This is a genomic window from Caballeronia sp. Lep1P3 (assembly GCF_022879595.1).
Classification (GTDB): Bacteria; Pseudomonadota; Gammaproteobacteria; order Burkholderiales; family Burkholderiaceae; genus Caballeronia.
Genome location: NZ_CP084266.1, coordinates 1,070,829 through 1,095,748 on the forward strand (window position 1 = coordinate 1,070,829; position 24,920 = coordinate 1,095,748).

The 24,920-nt window shown below is 64.5% G+C and carries 19 protein-coding genes and 1 tRNA gene; 9 read left to right on the plus strand and 11 right to left on the minus strand.

Going from position 1 to position 24,920, the window contains the following annotated elements:
* Positions 1 to 168 precede the first annotated feature (168 nt).
* Positions 169 to 1,539 carry a hypothetical protein gene (locus tag LDZ27_RS19405; RefSeq protein ID WP_244816487.1) on the plus strand — a complete coding sequence of 457 codons (1,371 nt, stop codon included), beginning with the start codon at positions 169 to 171 and terminating at the stop codon, positions 1,537 to 1,539.
* 300 nt (positions 1,540 to 1,839) lie between these two features.
* Here LDZ27_RS19405 and LDZ27_RS19410 read toward each other — a convergent pair whose 3' ends face one another.
* From LDZ27_RS19410 to LDZ27_RS19420, 3 genes are read right to left on the minus strand one after another with little or no spacing between them, the layout of a single operon-like run.
* On the minus strand, positions 1,840 to 4,107 hold the full coding sequence (locus tag LDZ27_RS19410; RefSeq protein ID WP_244816488.1) for a xanthine dehydrogenase family protein molybdopterin-binding subunit: 2,268 nt from the start codon (positions 4,105 to 4,107) through the stop codon (positions 1,840 to 1,842).
* Complete coding sequence (locus LDZ27_RS19415) at positions 4,104 to 5,132, minus strand: xanthine dehydrogenase family protein subunit M (RefSeq protein WP_244816489.1); 1,029 nt, start codon at positions 5,130 to 5,132, stop codon at positions 4,104 to 4,106. Before LDZ27_RS19415 ends, LDZ27_RS19410 begins: the two co-directional genes overlap by 4 nt.
* Positions 5,132 to 5,611 carry a (2Fe-2S)-binding protein gene (locus tag LDZ27_RS19420; RefSeq protein ID WP_244816490.1) on the minus strand — a complete coding sequence of 160 codons (480 nt, stop codon included), beginning with the start codon at positions 5,609 to 5,611 and terminating at the stop codon, positions 5,132 to 5,134. Before LDZ27_RS19420 ends, LDZ27_RS19415 begins: the two co-directional genes overlap by 1 nt.
* A gap of 405 nt (positions 5,612 to 6,016) precedes the next feature.
* Here LDZ27_RS19420 and LDZ27_RS19425 point away from each other — a divergent pair, with 405 nt between their 5' ends.
* From LDZ27_RS19425 to LDZ27_RS19460, 8 genes are all read left to right on the plus strand, one after another.
* Entirely contained in the window at positions 6,017 to 7,000 is a 984-nt protein-coding gene (locus LDZ27_RS19425) for an AraC family transcriptional regulator (RefSeq protein ID WP_244816491.1), read from the plus strand.
* Entirely contained in the window at positions 6,984 to 8,072 is a 1,089-nt protein-coding gene (locus LDZ27_RS19430) for a sugar ABC transporter substrate-binding protein (protein WP_244816492.1), read from the plus strand. Before LDZ27_RS19425 ends, LDZ27_RS19430 begins: the two co-directional genes overlap by 17 nt.
* A 71-nt stretch (positions 8,073 to 8,143) precedes the next feature.
* The gene (locus tag LDZ27_RS19435; RefSeq protein ID WP_244816493.1) at positions 8,144 to 8,947 is read left to right on the plus strand and encodes an ATP-binding cassette domain-containing protein; all 804 of its coding nucleotides are present in this window, start codon (positions 8,144 to 8,146) and stop codon (positions 8,945 to 8,947) included.
* A 14-nt stretch (positions 8,948 to 8,961) separates the two neighbouring features.
* Entirely contained in the window at positions 8,962 to 10,245 is a 1,284-nt protein-coding gene (locus tag LDZ27_RS19440) for a sugar ABC transporter permease (RefSeq protein ID WP_244816494.1), read from the plus strand.
* 25 nt (positions 10,246 to 10,270) lie between these two features.
* Entirely contained in the window at positions 10,271 to 10,999 is a 729-nt protein-coding gene (locus LDZ27_RS19445) for an SDR family oxidoreductase (RefSeq protein ID WP_244816495.1), read from the plus strand.
* A gap of 69 nt (positions 11,000 to 11,068) precedes the next feature.
* A complete protein-coding gene (locus LDZ27_RS19450; RefSeq protein ID WP_244816496.1) occupies positions 11,069 to 12,697 on the plus strand; it encodes an FGGY-family carbohydrate kinase in 1,629 nt (542 codons plus the stop codon).
* Between the two features lie 392 nt (positions 12,698 to 13,089).
* Complete coding sequence (locus LDZ27_RS19455) at positions 13,090 to 14,073, plus strand: hydroxymethylglutaryl-CoA lyase (protein ID WP_244816497.1); 984 nt, start codon at positions 13,090 to 13,092, stop codon at positions 14,071 to 14,073.
* Positions 14,070 to 15,344 carry a CaiB/BaiF CoA-transferase family protein gene (locus LDZ27_RS19460; protein ID WP_244816498.1) on the plus strand — a complete coding sequence of 425 codons (1,275 nt, stop codon included), beginning with the start codon at positions 14,070 to 14,072 and terminating at the stop codon, positions 15,342 to 15,344. Before LDZ27_RS19455 ends, LDZ27_RS19460 begins: the two co-directional genes overlap by 4 nt.
* A gap of 513 nt (positions 15,345 to 15,857) precedes the next feature.
* On the opposite strand, the gene LDZ27_RS19465 is transcribed toward LDZ27_RS19460, so the two are convergent.
* The 8 genes from LDZ27_RS19465 to fdxH form a co-directional block, all read right to left on the minus strand.
* Positions 15,858 to 15,953 (minus strand) — tRNA-Sec (locus LDZ27_RS19465).
* A 54-nt stretch (positions 15,954 to 16,007) separates the two neighbouring features.
* Positions 16,008 to 16,631, minus strand: a complete 624-nt coding sequence (locus tag LDZ27_RS19470) for a DedA family protein (protein ID WP_244816499.1) — start codon at positions 16,629 to 16,631, stop codon at positions 16,008 to 16,010.
* Positions 16,632 to 16,677: 46 nt separating this feature from the next.
* The gene (locus tag LDZ27_RS19475) at positions 16,678 to 18,681 is read right to left on the minus strand and encodes a bifunctional DedA family/phosphatase PAP2 family protein (RefSeq protein WP_244816500.1); all 2,004 of its coding nucleotides are present in this window, start codon (positions 18,679 to 18,681) and stop codon (positions 16,678 to 16,680) included.
* Positions 18,682 to 18,718: 37 nt separating this feature from the next.
* The gene (selB, locus tag LDZ27_RS19480; protein WP_244816501.1) at positions 18,719 to 20,644 is read right to left on the minus strand and encodes a selenocysteine-specific translation elongation factor; all 1,926 of its coding nucleotides are present in this window, start codon (positions 20,642 to 20,644) and stop codon (positions 18,719 to 18,721) included.
* Positions 20,641 to 22,098: an L-seryl-tRNA(Sec) selenium transferase gene (gene selA, locus LDZ27_RS19485; protein WP_244816502.1), complete on the minus strand. Its 1,458-nt coding sequence runs from the start codon at positions 22,096 to 22,098 to the stop codon at positions 20,641 to 20,643. The genes selB and selA overlap by 4 nt, the downstream gene beginning before the upstream one ends.
* Positions 22,095 to 23,135 carry a formate dehydrogenase accessory protein FdhE gene (fdhE, locus tag LDZ27_RS19490; protein ID WP_244816503.1) on the minus strand — a complete coding sequence of 347 codons (1,041 nt, stop codon included), beginning with the start codon at positions 23,133 to 23,135 and terminating at the stop codon, positions 22,095 to 22,097. The genes selA and fdhE overlap by 4 nt, the downstream gene beginning before the upstream one ends.
* A 212-nt stretch (positions 23,136 to 23,347) precedes the next feature.
* Positions 23,348 to 23,998 carry a formate dehydrogenase subunit gamma gene (locus LDZ27_RS19495; protein ID WP_244816504.1) on the minus strand — a complete coding sequence of 217 codons (651 nt, stop codon included), beginning with the start codon at positions 23,996 to 23,998 and terminating at the stop codon, positions 23,348 to 23,350.
* On the minus strand, positions 23,985 to 24,917 hold the full coding sequence (gene fdxH, locus LDZ27_RS19500) for a formate dehydrogenase subunit beta (protein WP_244816505.1): 933 nt from the start codon (positions 24,915 to 24,917) through the stop codon (positions 23,985 to 23,987). The genes LDZ27_RS19495 and fdxH overlap by 14 nt, the downstream gene beginning before the upstream one ends.
* Positions 24,918 to 24,920 lie beyond the last annotated feature (3 nt).

The window sequence follows — 24,920 nt, forward strand, 5'->3', positions numbered from 1 at the left end:
CGTCTTGCCCGACAACGCTGACGGCGAAAGCGAAGCAAATTAATCGCTTACACGTCACTCGTTCGTTTCTAGCCACCGATTCCCAGCTTTAGATAAGCACATGGTTTCCGTTCATCTTCCTAGTCACCGCCTCTTCGGAGGCTTCTTGCCGATCCATAGGGGACTAACATGTCTGACATCCGCAGACCGCACTCAGAGACGCCTCTCATTCTCTCCAATCGTTTGGGCCGCCGCCAGTTCCTCTCATTGCTCGCCGCCGCTGGCGGTTCTGTAGCGTTCAACGCGTATGGTGATTCGACGAGTGACAATGCTACTGATCCAAACATAAAACCGACAGCCCATGCAGCGGCCGCCCCCATCATCGAGCAACACAACCTTTTTCTTTCGGCCGATGGTCACGTCCATGCGCTCTGGTTCAACTTCTCCAGTGGATGGCATCAAGAGGACCGTAGCGCGCTAGTCTTCGGTACACCTACGGCCGTGACCGCACCCTCCGGCTATGCCTTCGTCAACAAGCCGACCGGACTGCTCGAACAACACAACCTGTTCAGGTCGAGCGATGGTCACATCCATGCATTGTGGTTTAACTTCGCAACGGGTTGGCATCAGGAGGACCGCACGCTCATTGTGTCGGGGACGCCTCCCGCAGTGGGAAATCCGTTCGGCTATGCCTTCGTGAACAATCCGACAGGGGTAGTGGAGCAGCACAACCTGTTGCGTTCCAGGAATGGTCACATTCACGCGCTGTGGTTCAATTTTTCGACTGGCTGGCACCACGAGGACCGCACCGCCATTGTGCCGGGCACACCAGCGTCGGTTGGGGACCCGTTTGGTTACGTCCTGGTGAACAGCCCGACCGGTGTAGTCGAACAACATAATCTGTTCCGATCCGCTGACGGGCACATACACGCGCTCTGGTTCAATTTCGCGAGCGGATGGCATCATGAGGACCGGACGACCATCGTAAGAGGTACGCCCACAGCCGTAGGCGACCCATTCGGCTATGCCTTCGTGGACAGCGCGACGGGACTTGTGGAACAACACAACCTGTTCCGATCCGCCGACGGACACATCCACGCTCTGTGGTTCAACTTTACGGCTGGTTGGCACCACGAGGACCGCACGGAAATCGTGAGCGGGACGCCCGTCGCCGTCGGAAATCCTCGCGCCTATACCCTGGTGAACAACGCGACCGGCGTGGTTGAGCAGCACAACATTTTCCGTTCGGCCGACGGGCACATCCACGCGCTATGGTTCAACTTCGCGAACGGATGGCATCACGAGGACCGGACAGCAATCGTGGCGGGTACGCCGCCTGCCGTGGGAGACCCGTTCGGTTATGCGTTCGTTAACAGCGCGACGGGACTCGTCGAGCAACACATCTTGTTCCGCTCCGCCAACGGACACATCCACGCGCTTTGGTTCAACTTCGCAACCGGGTGGCATCACGAGGACCGCTCAACAATCGTGGCGGGCACACCGACGGCGGTCAGTAATCCGTTCGGCTATGCGTTCATCGATACTGCTACCAGTCTGTGATAAACGGGGTTTGACTCGTGACGCCTGCGATGCAGCGGCGCGTACGGCTGCTGCGCAGGCGCGATGGCTAAGAGGTTCTCACGCATGCCGAGTCTTGACGACCGAAAGCCGCCGGTCAAACCGGTACCGTCGCAACGTCGGCTTGACGAGATACGACGGCCAGTCCGAGTACGAATGAGAAGAACGCGGAACGGTCGTTTTTGCGCTGCCGTTCGCCGTCGAGCCCGAACCGGATCAGCAGGACGAGGCTATCGGCGAATAACGGTGTCACGCGCCCACTTCGCTTCGCAGTTGTTCCTGCTACAGGAGATCTTCGATACGAATCGGCAACTCGCGCACGCGCCGTCCTGTCGCGTGATAAACCGCATTGCCAATGGCCGCATTCATCCCGACGATGCCGATCTCGCCCAGCCCCTTGACGCCGAGCGGGTTCACCTGCGCATCGGCGTCGGGCAGCATGATGACATCGATTTCATCGACATCCGCGTTTGCCGGGATGAGGTACTCGCTGATATTGTCGTTCAGGTACCGCGCGTGACGCGCGTCGATCTCCGTCTCTTCGAGCAGCGCCGCGCCGACGCCCCAGATCATGCCGCCCATGTATTGGCTATGCGCCGTCAGCGGATTGACGATCGTCCCCGATGCGAACGCGCCGACCATGCGCCGCACGCGGATTTCCCGCGTAAGCCGATGCACTCTTACTTCGACGAAGTGCGCGCCGAACGCATAGGCCGTTGCATCCTCGCGCTGGTGTCCGCGCACTATCGGCAGCTTGCCGGCGCGTAGCTTCTCCATCGCCTCCGGCGCGAGTCCCTGCGGGATATGTTCCGCTTCCGCGCTCACGGCTTCTCCGCCCATGCGCAGGACCGCATCGCGCAAGGGTTCCGATACCTCGTTCGCGGCGAGGCGGCCCGATGCCAGCTTCATCGCATGCGGGTCGCGACCCATCAGCGGGCCAGCCAGCGCCGCCGAGCGCGCGAGCCTGTCGCGCAACGCATCGCATGCGCACACGATCGCATGGGTGATCGTCGCGGTGTGGCTGGACCCGGCGGCGAGCGACGCGGGCGGATAGTCGCTGTCGCCGAGCCTCACCTCCACATGCGACGGCTCGATTCCAAGGCACTGCGCCGCTGTCAGCGCGATAACCGTGTACGCGCCGGTGCCGATGTCGTGCGCGGCGATGTCGACACGCGCTCGTCCGTCGGCGCGCAGGGTTACACGAGCGGCGCTGGCCGCGATGTTCGACGGATACGCCGCGCTTGCGCAGCCCCAGCCGATGAGCCAGTCGCCTTCGGTCATCGACCCCGGTTGCGGATCGCGCGCGGCCCAGCCGAAGCGTTGCGCCCCTGCATCGAGGCACGCGACGAGCCGCCGGCTCGTGAAGGGCTTACCCGTCACGGGGTCGACCGCGGTGTCGTTGCGGCGGCGCAGTTCGACCGGGTCGATCGACAACTGGACAGCCAGTTCGTCGAACGCGGTCTCTAGCGCGAACATGTAAGGCGTTTCGGGCGGCGCGCGCATGAAGCCGGGCGTGTTCCGGTCGGCATGCACGACGTTCACGACCGTTTCGATGTTCGGGCACGCATACATGCGCGCGGTGGTTTCCGTCCCCGATACGTTGTACATGCTCGGGCGGCTAGTGAGTTCCCAGCCCTCGTGCCTGAGCGCGACGAGCTTGCCGTCGCGCGTGGCGCCAAGCTGGACGTGATGGCGCGTTTCCGCCCGGTACGTCGCGACGGTGTAGCTTTGGTCGCGCGTGGCGACGAGTTTCACCGGACGCCCAACGCGTCGCGCGGCGATCGCGATCCACGCGGTGCGGGCCGTCGCATTGCCCTTGCCGCCGAAAGCGCCGCCGACGAAGCGCGAAATCACATGCACCTTCTCGCGTTCGATGCCCAGTTGCTGCGCGACGTTGCCGCGCAAGCCGTACACGAACTGGCTCGGCTCCCATATGGTGAGCGTGCCGTCGTGCCAGGCGCATGTGGTCGTGTAAAGCTCGATCGGATTGTGATGCTGGGTCGGGGTCGCGTAGGTCGCCTCGACGCGGCAATCCGCGGCTGCGAACGCCGCGTCGAAGTCGCCGACGCGGTAGTCCTCGTGCTCGCCCGGCTCGCGCCTTTCGCCCTCCACGCCAACACTGCCGAACGTGGCTGATGGCGGTTCTTCGTCGTATTCGATGCGCGTGCGCTGCGCGGCTTCCCGCGCGATCTCATAGGTCGTCGCGACGACTACGCCGATGATCTGGCCGTCGTGGGAGACGCGGTCGCTTTCGAGCGTGGTCGTCGTGGCGCCGCCCGCCTGCTGCTCGGGCGGCTTCGCCTCGGACCCGACGTTCTCATGCGTCAGCACGTCCAGCACGCCGTCTACCGCGAAAGCATCCTCGACATGGATTCGCCGCACGCGCCCGCGCGCGATTGAACTGGTGAGCAGGAACGCATACACCGCATCCTGCACCGGTTCATCGGATGCGTAACAGGCGCGGCCAGTGACTTTCGCTTCGCCGTCTATGCGCACGTGAGGCACGCCCCACGCGGGTTGATGTCCGGCGAGTCGGTCGATGTCGCTCATGCAACCTCCAGCGCGGCGGCTTGCAGGAGCGCGCGGACCAGTGTGCGCCGCCCCAACTCCGGCTTGCGCGCGGTTTCGCCGCTGACGACCGCGCCGGCGAATGCTGCGTCGGCGGCTTCGCGCGCACTGCGTTCATCGATGCGCTTGCCGGCAAGCGACGCTTCGGCCTCGCGCGCGCGCCACGGCTTCGCGGCGAGCCCGCCGATCCCGATGCGCGCGGCCCGCACGACGCCTTGCGCGTCGAGATCGAGCGCCACCGCCGCCGACGCGAGCGCGAAGTCATACGACGCGCGGTCGCGGATCTTGAGATAAAGCGAACGTCGCGTCCACGCGCCGGCGGGCACATGGAACGCGACGATGAGTTCGCCGGGACGCAGGTTCGTCTCACGGTGAGGCGTGTCGCCCGGCAGCCGATGCAGCGTCTCGAACGGAATGTTGCGCATTTCGCCCGCTGGACTGCGCACCGCGACTTGCGCGCCGAGAGCAACCAGGGCGATCGCGAAATCGCCCGGATAATTGGCGATGCAGTGTTCACTGACGCCGAGCACGGCCAGCCGGCGATTGACGCCGTCGCGCGCCGCGCAGCCGCTTCCCGGCGTGCGCTTGTTGCAGGCGCGCCAGCTCGTGTCGCGGAAGTACAGGCAGCGCGTGCGTTGCAGCACGTTGCCGCCGAGTGTCGCCATGTTGCGCAGTTGCGGGCTCGCCGCCATCCACAGCGACTGCGCGATGACCGGGTAGTCGCGGCACACGGCGGCGTGCCGCGCGGCATCGGCCATATGCGCGAACGCGCCGAGCGTCAGGCCGCCTTCGCTTGCTTCGATCCCGGAGTGGCCCGCCGCAAGCGGCCCGATATCGATGAGCCGCTCGGGTGTCATTACGTCGAGCTTCATCAGGTCGAGCAGATTGGTCCCGCCCGCAAGAAATTGCACCGGCGAACCGACCGTGAGTTCGGCCTGTTCGTCGAACGGCCCGCAGCGGGATACGTCGCAGGGTTCGTTGGCGGTCGAAAGCTGGAATGGCCGCATCAGTCGCGCTCCGGCTGCGCGGCGTGAGCCGTATCGCGCACCTGCTCGATCGCCGCGACGATCTTCGGATAAGCCGCGCATCGGCACAAGTTACCGCTCATGTACTCTCGAATGTCGTCGCGCGAGTTCGCATGCCCTTCGTCGATGCACGCGATCGCGCTCAGAATTTGCCCCGGCGTGCAATACCCGCACTGCAGCGCGTCGCAAGCGACGAACGCCTCCTGCATCGGATGGAGTGCAGGACCATCGGCGAGCCCTTCGATGGTCGTCACCGCGCCGCGCGTCGTCGCGGCGAGCGTAAGACACGACAGCACGCGCCGTCCGTCGACGAGTACCGTGCATGCGCCGCATTGCCCTTGATCGCAACCCTTCTTGGCGCCAGTGAGCGCCAGATGTTCACGCAGTGCATCGAGCAGTGTCACGCGCGGATCGAGATCGAGAACGTGCGCGGTACCGTTGATGCGCAAATCGACATTCATTGCGGCTCCTGTCGCGGTGGCTGAACGACTGTTGCACCGTTCGCGCAATCGTCATGCCCCGCGCGCGATGCGGCAAGCGACCGTCATGCCGTCATCTTGTGCTAACGCAGAAAGAGGAAAAAGTACGAACTAGCCTCCCGGCGCACGGCGAGACCTGAGCATCACCAAAAATTTGACCTTCACCGGCAGCGCGATACCGTGGTCCCTCAATCCGGTGATAGTCGATCTGCTGCACTGCACGATTTTTGACCAATACAGGCGATAGGGCTTTCCCCGATGCAAAAAAATATCGGAGACGCGCCCTAGCGCGTGTAGTGAATTTTTGCGTCAACCGCTATTCTCCAACTCAAGAGCAGTGACAAGCCGAACAATCGTCGAGAAAGACGATGGCCCATGGAGACAGACGTGACGAACGACAGCACCAGTGCGGAGGGGCCCAGCGCTCGCTTTCGCCAACGTGTCGCCCAGCCGGACCTGGAGTTGGTCGCGGTCCCGCGCGACGAATCGTTCAAGGTGTGGTCGCACGGATATCCTTACAGCACGGTGCGCTGGCACTTCCATCCCGAGTACGAACTGCACCTTATTACCGCCACGACGGGCAAGTACTTCGTCGGCGACTATATCGGGGATTTCACGCCCGGCAATCTCGTTATGACCGGACCCAATCTGCCGCACAACTGGGTGAGCAGCGTGCCACGGGGCGAGCAAGTGAGCGAACGCTGCCTGGTGCTGCAGTTCGATTCTGAATTCGTCGTGCGGGCAATCAATGCATTTCCCGAATTCAGAAAGGTTACTAGCCTGCTCGAGGCATCGGGCTGGGGTGTGTTGTTCACCCCTGATACGGGCGCGGCCGCCGAGCCGATCATGCGCGAGATGCTGCACGCGCAGGGAATGCGGCGCATCGCACTCTTCGTATCACTGTTCTCTCTCCTTCTTCATAGCAGGGAGCCGGTCAAGCTCGCAAGCGCCGCCTATCGGGCCGATCCGGCGCGCTATGCCGAGACGCGCATCAATCATGTCCTGACCTACATTGGTAAGAACCTTGCGCAGGAGCTTCGCGAAACTGACCTGGCTGGGCTGGCGGGCCAAAGCGTGAGCGCGTTCTCCCGTTACTTTCGCCGCCATACCGGCGTGCCTTTCGTGCAGTATGTGAACCGGCTACGCGTGAACCTTGCGTGCCAGTTACTCATGTCCGGGGAAATGAGTATCAGCGATATCTGCTACCAGGTCGGATTCAACAACCTCTCCAACTTCAATCGTCAGTTTCTGTTGCTCAAGGGCATGTCGCCTTCCAGGTGGCGCGGGTATCAGCAACTCAATGCGGCAAGCGGATCCGACGCGCCCGGCTCCGCGCCACAACAGTCGGCGGCAAGTGCCGTCATCCAATAAACAAAGGAGACACTGTATGAAAAAGCTTTCGGCACTCGCTGGCGGCATCAGCGCAATTACGTTAGGCATGCTAAGCGGATCGGTAATGGCGGCACCCTCGGGCACAGTCGCGTTCCTGATGCCGGACCAAGCGTCCACTCGCTACGAACAGCACGACTTCCCGGGCTTCAAAGCAACGATGTCCAAGCTGTGTCCCGATTGCAAGGTGCTCTATCAGAACGCGAATGCGGATGTTGCGACTCAGCAGCAGCAGTTCAACTCAGTCATCGCACAGGGCGCAAAGGTCATTGTGCTTGACCCGGTGGATTCAACCGCGGCAGCGTCGCTCGTTCATTTGGCGCAAAGTCAGGGCGTGAAGGTGATTGCATACGATCGTCCGGTTCCGTCGACGCCGGCTGACTACTATGTCTCGTTCGATAACGAAGGCATCGGCCGCATGATCGCGCAGTCGCTCGTGGAGCATTTGAAAGCCACTAACGTGCCGACTAACAAGGGTGGTCTTCTCGAAGTCAACGGCTCTCCCACCGACGCAGCAGCGGGGTTGATCAAGAAGGGAATTCACTCCGGCCTCGCGTCTAGCGGCTACAAGACGCTGGCCGAGTACGACACGCCGGAATGGGCGCCGCCCAAGGCTCAGCAATGGGTCAGCGGACAAATCACCCGCTTTCAGTCGCAGATCATCGGCGTGGTTGCGGCGAACGACGGCACGGCCGGCGGAACGGTCGCGGCCTTCAAGGCGGCGGGCGTCAATCCGGTGCCGCCCGTGACAGGCAACGATGCGACCATCGCGGGTCTGCAACTGATCATCGCCGGCGACGAGTACAACACCATCCTGAAGCCGAGCGAAACCGTTGCGGCGGCCGCGGCAAAAGTCGCCGTTGGCTTTCTCGCCGGTCAAGCCGCAAAGGGCGAAACGTCGCTCTTCAACACGCCCACGCAACTTTTCACGCCGACGGTCATCACGGCGAAGAACCTCAAGGCCGAAGTGGTCGACAAGGGTTTCGCGAGCGCGAAGACCTTGTGTACGGACCGTTACGCGGAAGGCTGCAAGAAGCTCGGCATCACCAACTGAAACCGGTGCGGCGCCGGACGAACACTGGCGCCGCACGACGTTTTTCATCCAATCAAGCAGAGGTACGGTCCATGACTGACAACTCCACGAAGCGGCCCGCCCCGGGAAAGCTGGTGCTTAGCTTGCGCAATGTATCCAAGCACTTCGGAGCGGTCTCGGCCCTGACGGACATCGAACTCGACGTACACGCCGGAGAAGTCGTCGCGCTGGTAGGCGACAACGGCGCGGGCAAGTCGACACTCATCAAGGTGCTGGCGGGCGTGCATCAGCCGAGCTCCGGCACGATCACGTTCGACGGCAAGGAAGTAACGTTGGCGAACCCGGCAGCTGCGCTCGATCTGGGCATCGCGACGGTGTTCCAGGACCTGGCGCTGTGCGAGAACCTCGATGTAGTGGCGAACATCTTCCTCGGGCGAGAGATGAGTCCGATGCGCCTGGACGAAGTCTCGATGGAGATGCGGGCATGGACCCTTCTGAATGAACTTTCGGCGCGCATTCCCGATGTGCGCGATGTCGTTGCATCGCTGTCCGGGGGGCAGCGGCAGACCGTTGCCATCGCGCGTTCGTTGCTGCTCGACCCGAAACTCATCATGCTGGACGAGCCGACTGCCGCGCTGGGCGTGGCGCAGACGGCGGAAGTGCTGAACCTGATAGAACGAGTGCGCGAGCGCGGGCACGCGGTGATCATCATCAGCCACAACATGGAAGACGTGCGCGCCGTGGCGGACCGAATCGTCGTGCTGCGGCTCGGCAAGAACAACGGCGTCTTCTACCCGGACTCGTCGAATCAGGAGCTCGTCGCCGCGATCACCGGCGCAACCGAGAACGCAGTCTCGCGCCGCGCCGATCGGCGTCAGGCGCAAACGAATGCCTAGTGGGAGATACAGTCATGAGTAACCAAATCCAGGGTGCTCCGCACGGAAAGCCACAGAAGCCGGATCAGCCGTCCACATTGCTCGATCGCAGCGACGTGCGCGTGAAGCACGCGACCGGCGTCGGAGGCGCAATCTCCGCTTTCGTCGATCAGGTGAAGTCGGGTGACCTAGGTTCATTGCCAGTCGTTGTCGGTCTAGTCATTATCTGGACCGTGTTCACGAGCCTGAATCCGGTCTTTCTGTCGGCCAACAATCTGGTCAACATGCTTTTCGACTGCTCGACCATCGGCGTGATCTCACTGGGCATCGTCTGTGTGCTGATGGTCGGTGAGATCGACCTGTCCGTCGGTTCGATGAGCGGTTTCGCTTCGGCGCTGGTCGGCACGCTGTGGGTCAACGAAGGATGGCCCGTGGCACTGGCAATCGTTGCGGCCATTCTCGTAGGCGCGGTCGTCGGTGCACTGTATGCGTTCCTGCTCAACCGCCTCGGGATGCCGAGCTTCGTCGCGACGCTGGCGGGTTTGCTGGCATTACTCGGGCTCCAACTGTATGTTCTCGGCTCCAGTGGTTCCATCAACCTGCCCTATGGCTCCGCCATGGTGAATCTCGGGCAGCTGATCGTGCTCCCGCCAGTCGTATCGTATGTGATAGCGCTTCTACCGGGGGCCCTCATGCTGGTTCTCGGGATGCGCACGCAACAACGCCGCCGGGCATCGAATCTTTCGGCGCCCTCGATGAGTAGTCTGCTCACGCGCTGCATCGTCATTACCGTACTGCTGGAAGTCGTGGTGGCATATCTGAATCAGGGACGCGGCATTCCGCTGCTGTTCGCGCTCTTCCTGGCTCTTGCGGTGGTGATGGACTACATGCTCAGACGCACGCGGTGGGGCCGTTCGATGCACGCAGTCGGCGGCAACAAAGAAGCAGCGAGACGCGCGGGCATCAACGTCAAAGGCATTTATATGAGCGCCTTCGTGCTTTGCTCGGGTCTCGCCGCGCTCGGCGGCGTCCTGTCGGCAGCGCGACTCGCATCGGCCAGTCAGCAGGCGGGCACCGGCGATGTCAATCTGAATGCGATTGCAGCGGCGGTGATTGGTGGAACTAGTCTCTTCGGCGGGCGCGGCAGCGCGTATTCGGCGGTGCTCGGCATTATCGTGATCCAGTCGATCGCGAGCGGACTGACGCTGCTGAATCTGTCGTCGTCGCTGCGCTTCATGATCACGGGCGCGGTGTTGGCAATCGCGGTCATCGTCGATTCGCTTGCCCGTCAATCGCGCGTCTCTCACGGTCGCGCTTGAATTCGCATAACCAGGGGACAGATGAATGACTGACACGATCAAAGGAAAAGTTGCGGCCATCACGGGTGCAGCGTCGGGTATCGGTCTCGCCTGCGCGCGCGAGCTGATTGCGCATGGCTCGAAGGTCGTGCTGATCGACCGCGCCAAAGAACGGCTCGATGCGCTATGCGCGGAACTCGGTCCCGATGCATTGCCCCTCGTCGCCGATCTGCTCAATCCGGCGGAAGTGTCCGGCCTTCTGCCGCGCATTCTCGATGCGGCCGGCGGCCTCGATATTTTCCACGCAAATGCCGGCGCGTACGTGGGCGGCGAATTGATTGATGGCGATCCCGACGCATGGGACCGCATGCTGAACTTGAATATCAATGCCGCGTTCCGTTCGGTGCACGCCGTCCTCCCCCACATGGTGAAACAGCAGTCCGGCGACATCGTCTTCACCAGCTCCATTGCGGGTATGGTGCCGGTGGTCTGGGAGCCGATATACACCGCTTCGAAGTTTGCGGTGCAGGCCTTCGTGCACACGGCGCGGCGTCAGCTCTCGAAGCATGGTGTGCGCGTGGGCTCCGTATTGCCGGGACCGGTCGTGACCGCATTGCTGGACGACTGGCCCAAGGCGAAGATGGACGAAGCGCTCGCATCCGGAAGCCTGATGCAGGCAAAGGAAGTGGCCGATTGCGTCCTTTTCATGCTGACGCGTCCGCGCAACGTAACCGTTCGCGACCTCGTGATCCTTCCGAACGCGGTCGATCTCTGAGACCGGCAACCCTTCGAGGGGCGCGGATGTCCCTCGAAACCGATCCAACGCTCCAACGGGCAGTGAGCCATGACTTCTGATTACACGACTCAGGACGTAACCAACGCGCGGTTTGTCGTCGGCGTGGATGTCGGCACCGGCAGCGCGCGCGCGGGCGTCTTCGACCTCGACGGTCGAATGCTGGCGACGGCGAAGTACGACATCACGCTATATCGCGCAAGCGGGTCCATCGTCGAACAATCGAGCACCGAAATCTGGGACGCCGTGTGTCACGCGGTCAGGGATGCCATCGCGCAGGCGGATGTACCACCCGAGCGGATCGTCGGAATCGGATTCGATGCCACCTGCTCGCTGGTCGTGCTGGGCGACGGCGGCAAGCCGCTGCCGGTGGGGCCCTCGGAGGAGGCAGAGCGCGACATCATCGTCTGGATGGACCACCGCGCCGTTGAGCAGGCGGAACGCATCAACGCGGCGGGGCACGATGTCCTGAAGTATGTTGGCGGCAAGATATCTCCGGAGATGGAGACGCCGAAGCTGCTGTGGCTTCTGGAGAATCGCCCCGCCGTATTCGACGATGCGTGGCAGTTCTTCGATCTCACCGACTTTCTGACGTGGCGTTCGACCGGCGACCTCTCCCGATCCACGTGCACGGTCACATGCAAGTGGACCTACCTTGCCCACGAAAGCCGTTGGGACGGCACCTATTTTCGCAGCGTCGGACTCGGGCAGCTCGCCGACGAAGGCTTTGTCCGCATCGGTCAGAACGTGGTGGAACCCGGCACGCCGTTGGGAAGCGGCCTGACCGAAGAGGCGGCTGCGGAACTCGGCTTGCGCGCGGGAACGCCGGTTGCCGCCGGCGTGATCGATGCGCACGCGGGCGGTATCGGTACGGTGGGTGCCGAAGGCGAACCCGAAGCGTGTCTTGCTTATGTGTTTGGAACGTCGTCCTGCACAATGACGACGACGCGTGAGCCCGTGTTTGTTCCCGGCGTCTGGGGACCGTATTTTTCGGCGATGATCCCGAACGCCTGGCTCAACGAGGGCGGTCAGTCCGTCGCGGGTGCCGCCATCGAACGGCTGCTCACGCTGCACCCGGCAACCGCCGAGGCGCGAAGCCGTTCGGAGGAAGTGGGACAGTCACTGCCCGCGATGCTCGCCAATCTCGCGACGCAGGCATCCGACACATTGTCCGACGTGGTGAAACTGGCGCAAGGCGTGCATGTCGTTCCTGAATTCCTGGGCAACCGGGCACCCTTCGCCGACCCACATGCGCGAGCCGTGATCGCGGGCCTCGGCATGGAAACCGACCTCGACAGTCTGGTATCGCTGTATATCGCGGGTATTTGCAGTATCGGATATGGCTTGCGCCAGATAGTCGAGACGCAGGCGTCGGCGGGCGCACCAATCGAACGCGTGATGATCAGCGGAGGCGCGGGGCGACATGATCTCGTCCGTCAGTTGCTCGCCGATGCCGTAGGCAAGCCGGTGCTGGCCGCGCTCGCGGAGGAGCCCGTTCTTCTCGGCGCCGCGATTCTTGGCGCCGTGGCGGGCGGCCAATTCGACGATGTCGGGACTGCGATGGGCGTTATGTCTCAGGTAGGCAAAGTCTACGAACCGCATGGCGATGTACGCGCCTTGCATGATGCGCGGTTCAGTGCTTTCACGCGCTTGCAGGCGCTCGCCAGGGAGATTCGTTAGCCGTCAGCGCGAACTGGAACGACGCGTGTCTGCGCGGCGTGCAACCGCCTCACTCGGTAGGCGACAGGCAACGACTTCTCAGTGCACCGGAACCAACGCCCGTCGACGACATCGACGGAAATGTGCGCTGGCGCGGTGGATGGCCTGATAACCGCTGCCGCACCTGCGGGGCGCTGGTCACTGCCAGAACATCGGAGCGGCCTTGCGGTCCCGGCAGCCTCAATGCGAGTCAAACACCGCCACGGACGCCGATGCGGTTCTGGATCTAATGTTCTATTCGACAGAACTCCAGTTCTAAAATCCGGGGTTAACCCCTCTTATGTTGGACACTCCACACGCCTATAGTTCTCTTCAGCGAAACGACGGTCTATCGCACAGAACCAAGGAGCGACATGAGCACTTCACGCCCTCAGATTTTGATTAGCGAAGTCGGGCCGCGCGACGGCCTGCAAAGCATCAAGAGCATCATGCCAACGGCCGCCAAACTCCGATGGATCTCCGCGCTGGCAGCATCCGGGCTGAAGGAAATCGAGGTGGGCTCGTTCGTTCCGCCCAAGCTCTTGCCGCAGATGGCCGACATTCGCGAAGTCGTGGCGCACGCGTTGAGCATTCCGGGCCTGCAAGTCGCTGTCTTGGCTCCCAACCTGCGCGGCTCCCGGAGCGCCTTTGAAGCAGGCGTCCATAAGGTCACGCTGCCTGTTTCGGTCACCAATGAGCACGCGTTGGCCAATATCCGTAAAACCACCGGGCAACTGATCGAAGAGGTACGCAACATCGTCGCATTGCGCGACGAGCAGTTTCCCGGCGTCCAGATTGAAGCGGGTATGTCGGTTGCATTCGGCTGCACGATCGCGGGCACGGTGACCGACGACCAAACGATCCGCATGTGCCGTGCGATGGCCGAATGCGGCGTCGATGAAATCGGTCTTTCCGATACGAGCGGCTACGCCAACCCCGTTCAGGTTCGTCGCCTGTTCCGTCGGCTGCAATCCGAAGTTGGAGACAAGGCAGGCGGTGCGCACTTTCACAACACGCGCGGGCAAGGCCTCGCCAATGTCGTCGCAGCACTTGACGTCGGCGTCACCACGATCGATTCGAGTCAAGCCGGCCTCGGAGGCTGTCCGTATGCGCCCGGCGCAACGGGAAATATCGTCACTGAAGATCTGGCTTTCCTGCTCGAAGCGATGGGCTACGACACGGGCGTCGACATCGACAAGCTCGTTTCCGCGCGCGCAATCCTCGCTGAGGGGCTTCCGGGCGAAGCGCTCTACGGACACGTGCAAGACGCAGGTTTGCCGAAGGGCTTCTCGTATGCAGACGGGCGTGCACGGAGCGCGCCGCAACCGGAAGGCTGTTTGTCGGGAGTCGCGCAATGAGCGAAGTGCAATCGAACCAGTCTTTGCCGTACAGCGGCGTTCGTGTCGTCGAAATGACGCACATGGTGATGGGGCCGACGTGCGGCATGGTCTTGGCCGACCTCGGCGCCGAGGTGATCAAGGTTGAACCGATCACGGGCGACAGCACGCGCAACCTCCGAGGCTCGGGGGCCGGCTTCTTCGGCACGTTCAACCGCAACAAGAAAAGCATCGCCGTCGATCTGAAAGACCCGCGCGGCGTGGAAATCGTCCACAAGCTCCTCGCCGGCGCGGACGTTTTCAGCGAGAACTTCAAGCGCGGCACGATGGACAAGCTCGGCCTCGGCTACGCCGCGCTGTCCACGCTCAATCCCCGTCTCGTGTATGTATCGCACAAAGGCTTCCTGCCCGGCCCCTACGACCATCGCACCGCACTGGATGAAGTCGTGCAGATGATGGGCGGCCTCGCGTACATGACCGGCCCGGAGGGGCGACCGCTGCGCGCAGGCACGAGCGTCAACGACATCATGGGCGGCATGTTCGGCGCGATCGGCGCAATGGCCGCGCTGGCGCAGCGGGAGCGCACCGGACGCGGACAAGAAGTGCAAAGCGCCTTGTTCGAGAACAACGTGTTCCTCGTCGCCCAGCACATGATGCAATACGCGGTCACCGGCAAGGCCGCCGCGCCGATGCCAAGCCGCATCTCAGCATGGGCTGTCTACGATGTTTTCTCGGTGAAAGACGACGAACAGATTTTCCTGGCTGTTGTCTCCGATACCCAATGGGCGCTTTTCTGCGACGCGTTCGGCCTCGACGCGTTGAGAAAGGATGAGCGTATCGCCAGCAACAATCAGCGTGTGCAAGCTCGGGAATGGCTGATGCCGCAACTTCGCGAGCACATGAAAGCTTTCTCCGCCGCCGAGATCAGCGCGATCTTCGAGCGCTGCGGGTTGCCCTATGCGCCAATTACGAGGCCGCACGAGCTATTCGACGATCCGCATCTTCTTGCAACGGGCGGCCTCGCCGACGTCACGCTTCCGCCTGACGCGAGCGGTGCCGGCCAGCCAGTGTCGACGAAAACAGCATTGCTGCCCCTGACGCTTGGAGGCGAACGGTTGAAATTGCGCGCCGCGCCGCCTTCACTCGGTCAGGACACCCGTGCTCTGCTTCAGCAGTTGGGCTACTCGTTAGAAGACCTCAGGCAACTGACCGACGCTGGCGTCGTTAAGTGTCAGGCAGACGGATCCGGCGATGCGTCGAATCCTTCTGCCAACGAACTGGCGAGCGCCTGACCGCATGAGCGGAGTGCGGACCGGTGTTTCGTCCGCAGAAGAAAACGTCTGGCGCCGCTAGAGTGCTCTTGCCCGGCGTGCTCAAGGCTGATGGATTTGCGAATCAGCCGATGTACGGCCGGTCGCTCCGGATTATTGATCGCGTTGCTGCATGGCCGCTGCCTGGCCTTCAATTACAGTCGGTTTCGACGTCGCAAGATTGGAAAAAAAGCGCCTTCTGGCTACCAGGCATTTCGCGGATCGACGGCCAGAGTTTCGACGAAGAGGTGTTGCGCGCGCGGGACGAATTGCTGACTAACGGCGTGAATCGGTCGCGCCGCAGAATCGAGCGGATCGTGTTCGAGAGAGCAGGAATCAGTGCAAGTTCGGCGAGGCGGCGCGGTACTTACACAGCGCTGACCAGGCGGCCTGTTGGAGGATTGGAGTGGCATATCGAGACAAGCAATTCGTGCCGTATACGAGATTCATTGATGAACTCGACAGCGATCCCACGCAGACGAAGCAACCGTTCAATGGCGGAAAGCAGCCGGAGTCGAACCGACCTGGGAGTGTCTGACACCCCCAACTGAGTTTGAAGCTCAGCCGTACCACCGGATACGAATGCCTTCCTCTGAGCGGAAAAGAGAACCGAAAGAAGAGCGCCCGATTATAGCGGCGCGGGCATCAACGCGCGTCGTCGCGGGAACGGTCAGGCGGCTCGCGCCGCCGCAGCAGCCTGTACGCGCCATACAGCAAGCCGACGAGCACGAGCAGGTCGATCACCGTCGCGCCGTGCATCTGCAACTCGACGAGCGCGTAGTGCAACTGGCGCTGAAAGAGCGCGCCGCCCAGAAGCCAGAACGCCGCCCACGCGACGATGCCCGCCGTATCCCACAGAAAGAAGCTCAATACCGCGATGCCCGTCGTGCCCATCAGCGGCGGCGTGACCAGCCCGAGCCCCGGCACGAACTTCGATACGGCGACGATCGGCGCGCCATGCCGCTCGAACAATTGGCTCGCGCGGTTCATGCCCGAATCGAGCGCATACGACCGGCGCGAGAGCGCGGCGACGAGCCGCCGCCCATAGACGCGCCCCGCCGAAAACCACACGCCATCGCCGAGCAGCGCGCCGCACAGCGCCGCGAGCAGCACGTGCGCGAACGAAAGCCGCCCGCTCGCGATCATCGACCCGGCAAGGATCAAGAGCGGCGCTGAGGGCAACGGCACGCCGAGCCGCGTCAACAGCACGTTGCCAAACACGGCGGCCGCGCCCCATTGCGCAATGGCCGATGGCGGAATCTGGATCAACGGCCACCTCTGCGTCGCCCGCTTGCGCGAGCGCGTCTTCGCACCTTCATTCGGGCCTCGACTCGACGAGCATCACCGGCACGCTGCCGCATCCCGCGCTGTTCGCAATTTCGATGCCCTCCCACGGCGAGCCGTCGCCGCGCACGGACGCCATCGGATCGACGCGCCGGTCCGGACGCAGCACGTTGAACGGCCACGACGGACGCCGCAGCCGCTCGTGAACCACCGAGCCGAGCCAGATCGGGGTCGGATTCGCGCCGGCGCGGGTTTTCACGGCGTAACGCGTCGGCCAGAAGCGCAGCACGTCCCGTTCGTCCTGCCCGCGATGCGAGCGCGTGAACACGAGTCTCGACGGCTCGCCGTTATCGAGGCGCGGCAGCGCGGGCAGCGCCGTCGCGGGCGCGTTCGGCGAAACCACCGACATCACGCTCTTCATCGTCACGCCGGTGACTTCGGTCCAGCCGCGGCGCGCGAGCTGCGCGCGTATCTCGCGCGGCGTCGCGGCCCATTGCACGGTGATCGGCTCGCGGCGGTCGCCTTCCATGTTCGACCGGTAACAGGAAAACGTGCGCCACACGCTGTCCGTCCACTGAATCGGCGTGATGACGATAGTCGCGGGCGTCGCGCTGTGCGCCTGCGTCGCGTCGCTCACTTGCAGCGCCACGCTCGCGCTCACGACGACGAGCACCGCGACCGGCATCAGCGGACGCGGCCTCGGCTTGCCGGGATTGCGCCACACTGCCGTCAGCGCGATGAGAAACACCCACGCGGCCGCGAGCGCCGTGCTGCCGAGCGCATCCGAGATGGTGAATCGTCCGAAGTAGACTCCGGCGAGTGCGACCGCCGTGACGATGCCCGAGGTCGCCGTCGCGACGAACACGCCCGTCAGCATGCCGACGCGCCGCAGCAGCAAAAACGCCAGAAACCCGTAGATGACGACCGTGGCCGCGAGATGCGGGCTCGGAAACGGGCGCTCGACGGGGCCGAAGGGCAGCGGCATCGTGCGGTGCGCGGCGAGCCGGATCGCCACGACGAGCAGTTGCGAGAACACCACCGCGACGACCCAGTACGCGACGGTGCGCCAGCGCCGCTCGACGATCATCCACACGATGACCGTCGCGGCGAGCGCGAGCAACGTGAACATGCTGCCGAGCGCGGCGGCGCCATCGAGGATCGCATCGGCCCACGTCGAGCGGAACGATTGCAGCAGCCGATAAACCGACGCGTTCACCTGCACGAGCGACGAGCCGTGCGTCACGTTCGACATCACGTAGAAGAAGAGCACCGCCGAGGCGAGCAGCAGCGCGGAAATCGTGACGATGAGCCCGGTCGCGGGATTGCCGGGATCGAGCGCGCGCGAGACGAGGCGCGCGCTCAGGCTGTCGCGGCGCTGCGCCCACGCGAGCAGTCTTTCGCGCGAGGCGAGCGTCCAGCCCTTCGCGTGCGCGACGACGACACGCGCCAGATTGAAGACGAGCCAGCCGAGCGCCGCGACGATGACGAGAATGAACACGAGCCGGATCGACACCGCGCCCGCCAGTTCGATCGACGCGCCGAACACGACGCCCGGCAGGATATGCAGCGGCGCCCAGACGAGCGCGCTCACGATGTTCACGGCGAGAAAGCGCGCCGGCGTCATGCCCGACAGTCCCGCGACGACCGGCACGACCGCGCGCATCGGCGCGACGAAGCGCGCGAGCACGACGCTCTTCGCGCCGTGGGCATCGAAATAATTCTTGCCGGCGGCGAGCGCGCCGGGATGCCGCCGGAACGGCCACATCTGCGCGATGGCGTTTGCGTAGCGCGTGCCGAACCAGAAGCTCGCGGCGTCGCCGGCAATCGCGCCTGCGATCGCGCAGACGAATACCCAGCCGAGATTCAGCGCGCCCGCGCCGACGAGCGCGCCGGCAATGAACATCGCCGTGCTGCCCGGCACGAATGTGCCGATGAAGGCCACCGATTCCAGAAACGACGCGAAGAGCACCACCGCGAGCGTCCATTCGGGATGGCCCGAGAGCAGATGCAGCAAATGGTAGTAGGCGTGCTCCATCGTATTCGGCTCGCGCGCGGCTGGAACTGCCGCCTCTTTAGCCCGATTCGTGCCAGCGGCTGTCGGCGCGCAAAAGGTGCAGATCGCGGTGAAAGCGAGTGTATCCAACGCGGTCGAAGAACTCCAAAACCTGAATCGCGCGCTTTCGGCCAAGACCGCTCGCATCGCGGAAATCGGCCGCGCCGATGGCGTTGGCCGCGCCGTCCCGCGTGCGCGCGCGTTGCGCAGCGAGCCGCGCGAGTTCGCCGATGGCCGCGCGCGAATAGAACAGGTCGCGCACGACCTGGAACACGTCGCCGCGCCGCGCGAGCTTGCGCAGGAGGCGGCGCATGTCGTCTTCGAGCGCGCCGTGCGTCTTCGCGAGATCGCGCACCCACGGCGGCTCGAAGCGGCCGCGCTCGATCGACGCCAGTACCGCGCCCGCCAACGCCTCCTCGCGCGCGTCGAGCGCGACCGAATGCGACGGCAAATGCAGCCACGGACCCTTTCGGGCGACGCGTCCGCTCGCGACGGCGTCATCGACGAGCGCGCGCCACAGCGCATCCGGCGCGAGCGGCGCGGCCATGCGGCGCAGGCGCGCGGCGTCCGGGCCCTGTTCGTCGGGAAAGCGTGCGTGAAAGGCGGCGAGCGCATCGGTGAGACGCGCGGCGAGCGCATCCCAGTGCGCGGCGGCGATCAGTAGCGCGTCGTCGTGCAGAGGCACGCGGCGCAAGCCTTCAGGCAGCGCGACGGACGCCGCGGGCATGCCGACCAGATGCTCGATGAGCGAGCGCGGCAAGCCGTAAGGCGCTTCGCGAAAGAGCGCATCGGCGCGGGCCGTGTCGAGCCACGCGGCGAGCGCATCGAGCCACGCGCGGCGTTGCGGCGTGCGGCGCTTGCGGGCGGGCGCGAACGGATCGAGCACGCGGCCGCCGCCGACCGTGCGGCTCGCCTGCGCATTGCGCACGATGAAGCGGTCGCCCGGCAGCGCGCAGACGGCCTGATCGAAGACGAGCTGAACGCGCGCCGCCGCGCCCGCCGCAAGCGTGTCGGCTTCCAGCAGCGCGACGTGCGCCACGCGATGCGTCGTGCCGAGATGCACATGCAGCGGCGTCCAGTGCGCGAGCGTGAGGCCCGCGTCCGCGAGCAGCGTCAATTCGACGTCGATGCGCTCCGACGCCCGCGCGATGCGCGCATCGACGATCCAGTCGCCACGCGCGAGCGCGTCCTTGTCGATGCCCGCGAGATTCAGCGCGCAGCGCTCCCCGGCGCGCCCCGCCTGCGCCGGGCGATTCTGCGCGTGAATGCCGCGCACGCGCACTTCCTCGACCGATGCGCGCGGCGCGAGCGCAAGCACGTCGCCCGTATTCACGCGGCCCGCGAACACCGTGCCGGTCGCGATGGTGCCCTGCCCCGCGAGCGTGAACACGCGATCGACCGCGAGCCGGAAAAAACCATCGTCGCGGCGCATGCGCCAGTGCGCGGCGGCGTCGCGCAGGAATGCATCGAGCGCGGCCACGCCGGCATCGTTCGCGGCGGTGGCGTTCGTGTCGAAGACCGGCGCATCGCGAAGCGGCGTCGGCGCGAGAAACGCTTCGATTTGCGCGCGCACTTCGCGCACGCGGGCGGCAGCGACGCGGTCCGTCTTCGTGAGCGCGATGGCGCCTCGCGTCACGCCGAGCAAGCCGAGAATGGCGAGATGTTCGCGCGTCTGCGGCATCACGCCGTCGTCGGCGGCAATCACGACGAGCGCGAAGTCGATGCCGCACGCGCCTGCCGCCATCGTATGCACGAGCTTTTCGTGGCCGGGCACGTCGATGAAGCCGAGCATGCCGCCATCGTCGAGCGGCACATATGCATAACCGAGTTCGATGGAAATGCCGCGCGCCTTCTCTTCCTTCAGACGGTCCGTGTCCACGCCGGACAGCGCGCGCACGAGCGTGGTCTTGCCGTGGTCGATGTGCCCCGCCGTGCCGACGATCATGCGCCGTCGCTCCGGCCTTGCGCGTCCAGCTGCAATTGCGCGATGAACGCGAGCTCGCCGCTTTCTTCGAGGCAGCGCAGATCGAGCCAGAGCGCGCCGTCCGCGATGCGCCCGATCACCGGCCTCTGCAGCGCGCGCAGTTTCTTTTCGATGCGGTTCAACTGGCCGCCCGCGCGCTTGCCGCTTGCGAGCCGCACGGCGAGACCGTAGCTCGGCAAGACGTCGACGGGCAACGCGCCGCTGCCGATCTGGCTGAACATCGGCTCGGTCGTCACCGCGAAGCTCTCGCCCGCCATGCGCTGCAAAGCGGGCTGGATACGCTCGGCGGCCATGCGCATGGCGTCGGCGGGACGCGTGAGCAGGCGCAAGGTCGTGAGGCGCGCCTGCAGCGTCTCCGGCGTGCGATACAGGCGCAGCACCGCTTCGAGCGCCGCGAGCGTGAGCTTGCCGACGCGCAGCGCGCGCTTCAACGGATGCTTCTTGATTTTCGCGATGAGGTCGCGCCGCCCGACGATCAGCCCTGCCTGCGGGCCGCCGAGCAGCTTGTCGCCGCTGAAGGTGACGAGATCCGCGCCGGCTTGCACCGTCTCGCGCACGGTCGCCTCGCGCGGCAGGCCCCACTGCGTGAGATCGACGAGCGTGCCGCTGCCGAGATCGACCGCGACGGGCAAACCGCGCTCGCGCGCGAGCGGCGCGAGTTCGGCGGTCGTCACTTCCTTCGTGAAACCCGTGACCGCGTAGTTGCTGCAATGGACTTTCATCAGGAGCGCGGTTCGCGCGTCGATCGCGTCTTCGTAATCGCGCAGATGCGTACGATTCGTCGTGCCGACTTCGCGCAGTTTCGCCCCGGCGCGGCTCATGATGTCGGGAATGCGGAACGCGCCGCCTATCTCCACCAGTTCGCCGCGCGAGACGATCACTTCCTTCCTCGCGGCGAGCGCCGACAATGTGAGCAGCACGGCAGCCGCGTTGTTGTTCACGACGGTCGACGCTTCCGCGCCCGTCAGCTCGCAGACGAGATCGTTGATGAGGTCGTCGCGGTCGCCGCGCGCGCCGGTATCCAGATCGAATTCGAGATTCGCGGGGCGCGTGAGCACTTCCGCGACGGCGCGCACGGCTTCGTCAGGCAACAGCGCGCGGCCGAGGTTCGTGTGCAGCACCGTGCCCGTCAGATTGAAGACGCTTTTCACGCGGCTTTGCGCGCGTCTTGCGAGCCGCAGGCTGACGGCGTGGCCGAGCATCGTGTCGGTGAGCGCATCGACGGATGCGCGGCCCGCCTGCGCGTCGGTGCGCCACGCGTCGAGCGTCGTGCGTAGTTCCGCGAGCGTCTGCGTGCGTCCGTATTCGTCGATGAGCGGCTCGAACACCGCCGATGCGAGCACCCGCTCGACCGACGGCACGCGCGCCATCAGCGCGCGCAGTTCGTTGCCGTCGCCGCCGGTTACGTCGCTCATCGTTCGTCGCCCGCTTTGCCCGCTTCGTCGCCCGTTCCTTCGCCCGATTCTTCGCCCGATTCTTCGCCCGCTTCCGGCCACAGCCACGGATTCGGCGACGGGCGTCTGAAGCCCGCGTCGCCCATCAGGAGATCGAGCGTGAGGCTCGCGAGGTCGTCGGCGAAAGGTTCGAAGTCGTAAGCCTTGTCCTGATAGCCGATCTTGCGATACGTGCCGCATTCGTCGCACGACTCGGCTTTCAGCGCCGCGCCTCGCGCGCGTTCGGCGCGCGCCTGTTCGTCTTCGTCGGGGGCTTGCGCGGCGTCGTCCATCGCGTGATAGGCGATGCCTTTGGTCGAATCGCAATTCGAGCATTTGGCGCGCACGACGTGCCATTCCGTCGCGCACAGGCCGCATTGCACGTAGCGATAGCCGTCGTGCACGCCGCCCACGCGCACGACGCTCGCGACCGGCATCGTGCCGCAGACCGGACACACGCCCGCCGTGTCGAGATACGGCACTTCCTTCGCGTCGATGCGGCTCGCGACATCGGTCCATACGACCTGCAACGCCGCCATGATGAACGGCGCCGCCGCCGGCTCGACCTCGGCGAAGCGCAGCGCGAGGACGGCGTCGGCCTGCGCGTCGAGCGCGGCGGGTTCCATCGTGCGCAGATGCGCGACGAGCTGCACGAGCGGCGGCGTCAGCGCGCCCGCCGCCTCGATGCGGTCGAGCAGCATGAACAGCACGTCGCGCCATGCGGGATCGCGCGAATCCGCGAGCGCGGGAACGATGGGCATCGAATGACGCTGATTGAGCGCGATCGACTCGCGCGACGGCTCCGGCGCGGAGCATTGCGCGAGGACGTTCTGCTGCGCGTCGGCGAGTGCGGCCATCAGACGCAGATAGCCCGCGATGGGATTGCTTGCATCGGCGAGCTGGCGCAGACGCGCCGCGCGCGCGCTGAAAACGGTGGCGCGCTCGGGCATGCGCAGGCGGGGAATGGCCGACTGATCGAGCGATTCGATCGAGCCGGCTTCGAGTATGCGTTGAACCACTTGGGTTGTTCCTCGGAATGCTTGAGTGCGGCGCAAAGGCGCGCGGCGCGGGGAAGCGGGGTAAGGGTGTGGGTCAAGGATAGCAGCTTGCCGGATCGTAATCGGATGCCGCAAGCGAGGGTCAAATCGGCGTATATGCAAGAAAGAACCGCTCGGCCTGTTCGGGACGCGAGCGGTTCGGTCACTACGTCGTCACTGCCTGAGCCGCAACGTTACTTCCCAATGATCTCCCTGAACCAGCGCGGATGGTGCTTCCTCGCCCATCCGTAGGTCACGGTTCCGCGCACCATCGCGCCGATCGATCCCTTCACCCAGATTCCCGCATAGATATGGATGATGATGGACACGATCAGCACGAAGGCCGTCGCTGCGTGCACCACTGCGGCGAGGCGGATCACGGTGATCGGAAAGTAGAACGCGAAGTACGCGCGCCAGATCACCACGCCCGACGCGAGCAGCAGCAGCAGGCTCGCCACCATCACGAAGAACACGAGCTTCTGGCCGGCGTTGTACTTGCCGATCTCGGGCAGGCGGTCTTCGCGGTTGGCGAGCACGTCGTCGATCTGCTTCATCCACTGGACGTCGCTTCTGTCCAGATAGTTGTGATGCCAGAAGCGCAGCGCGAGCACGAGGAACGAGAGAAACATCACGCAGCCGACGAACGGATGCAGGATGCGCGTCCATTGCCCGCCGCCGAACAGCGCGTACAGCCATGACATCGACGGATGAAACATCGCGAGCCCGGACAGCGCGAGCAGCACGAAGCTGATCGCGGTGATCCAGTGGTTCGTGCGCTCATTCGGCGTGTAGCGCACGATCAGGCGGTTGCCGCGCACGTCGCGCACTTCGCTATCGTGTTTCATTCGAACGCTCCTTGTCGTTGCGTGCGTCGTCCGCCTCGCGTTGCGCCTCGGCTTCCTCTTCCGCGCTTACTTCGTTCGGCCCAATGCGCGTGTAGTGGAAGAAGCCCGCGAGCGCGGCGAGCGCCATGCCCGCGACCGCGAGCGGCTTCGTCACGCCCTTCCAGACCGACACCAGCGGACTGATTCTCGGATTCTCCGCGAGCCCGTGATACAGACCCGGCTGATCCGCGTGATGCAGCACGTACATGACGTGCGTGCCGCCCACGCCCTGCGGATCGTACAAGCCGGCGTTCGCGAAACCGCGCTCTTTCAGGTCTTCCACGCGCTCGGCCGCCTGCTCGTGCATGTCGGCCTTGGTGCCGAACATGATCGCGCCGGTCGGACACGTCTTCACGCACGCCGGTTCCTGCCCGACCGCGACGCGGTCCGAACAGAGCGTGCATTTGTACGCGCGGTTGTCTTCCTTCGAGATGCGCGGAATGTTGAACGGGCAGCCCGTCACGCAATAGCCGCAGCCGATGCAGTTTTCCTCGTGAAAATCCACGATGCCGTTCGTGTACTGAACGATCGCACCCGGCGACGGACACGCCTTCAGACAGCCCGGGTCCTCGCAGTGCATGCAGCCGTCCTTGCGGATCAGCCATTCGAGGTCGCCCTTCGGGTTTTCGTACTCCGTGAAGCGCATCACCGTCCACGAATGTTCCGTGAGATCGCGCGGGTTGTCGTAGACGCCGGTCGTGTGGCCGACCTCGTCGCGCAGGTCGTTCCATTCCATGCACGCCGTTTGGCAGGCCTTGCAGCCGATGCACTTGGACACGTCGATCAGCTTCGCGACGGTGCCCGTCACCGGCTCGCGGGCTTGCGGCGGCGGCGTGGTGGTGGCGGAGACGCGCTTGATGTCGAGCGATTGCAGAGCCATGTC

Coding starts and splice junctions, on each gene's coding strand:
- fdxH (WP_244816505.1), bottom strand. CDS start 24,917: ATGGCTCTGCAATCGCTCGACATCAAGCGCGTCTCCGCCACCACCACG.
- LDZ27_RS19455 (WP_244816497.1), top strand. CDS start 13,090: ATGAGCACTTCACGCCCTCAGATTTTGATTAGCGAAGTCGGGCCGCGC.
- LDZ27_RS19410 (WP_244816488.1), bottom strand. CDS start 4,107: ATGAGCGACATCGACCGACTCGCCGGACATCAACCCGCGTGGGGCGTG.
- LDZ27_RS19475 (WP_244816500.1), bottom strand. CDS start 18,681: ATGGAGCACGCCTACTACCATTTGCTGCATCTGCTCTCGGGCCATCCC.
- LDZ27_RS19450 (WP_244816496.1), top strand. CDS start 11,069: ATGACTTCTGATTACACGACTCAGGACGTAACCAACGCGCGGTTTGTC.
- selA (WP_244816502.1), bottom strand. CDS start 22,098: ATGAGCGACGTAACCGGCGGCGACGGCAACGAACTGCGCGCGCTGATG.
- LDZ27_RS19440 (WP_244816494.1), top strand. CDS start 8,962: ATGAGTAACCAAATCCAGGGTGCTCCGCACGGAAAGCCACAGAAGCCG.
- LDZ27_RS19460 (WP_244816498.1), top strand. CDS start 14,070: ATGAGCGAAGTGCAATCGAACCAGTCTTTGCCGTACAGCGGCGTTCGT.
- LDZ27_RS19405 (WP_244816487.1), top strand. CDS start 169: ATGTCTGACATCCGCAGACCGCACTCAGAGACGCCTCTCATTCTCTCC.
- LDZ27_RS19435 (WP_244816493.1), top strand. CDS start 8,144: ATGACTGACAACTCCACGAAGCGGCCCGCCCCGGGAAAGCTGGTGCTT.
- LDZ27_RS19495 (WP_244816504.1), bottom strand. CDS start 23,998: ATGAAACACGATAGCGAAGTGCGCGACGTGCGCGGCAACCGCCTGATC.
- LDZ27_RS19415 (WP_244816489.1), bottom strand. CDS start 5,132: ATGCGGCCATTCCAGCTTTCGACCGCCAACGAACCCTGCGACGTATCC.
- LDZ27_RS19445 (WP_244816495.1), top strand. CDS start 10,271: ATGACTGACACGATCAAAGGAAAAGTTGCGGCCATCACGGGTGCAGCG.
- selB (WP_244816501.1), bottom strand. CDS start 20,644: ATGATCGTCGGCACGGCGGGGCACATCGACCACGGCAAGACCACGCTC.
- LDZ27_RS19420 (WP_244816490.1), bottom strand. CDS start 5,611: ATGAATGTCGATTTGCGCATCAACGGTACCGCGCACGTTCTCGATCTC.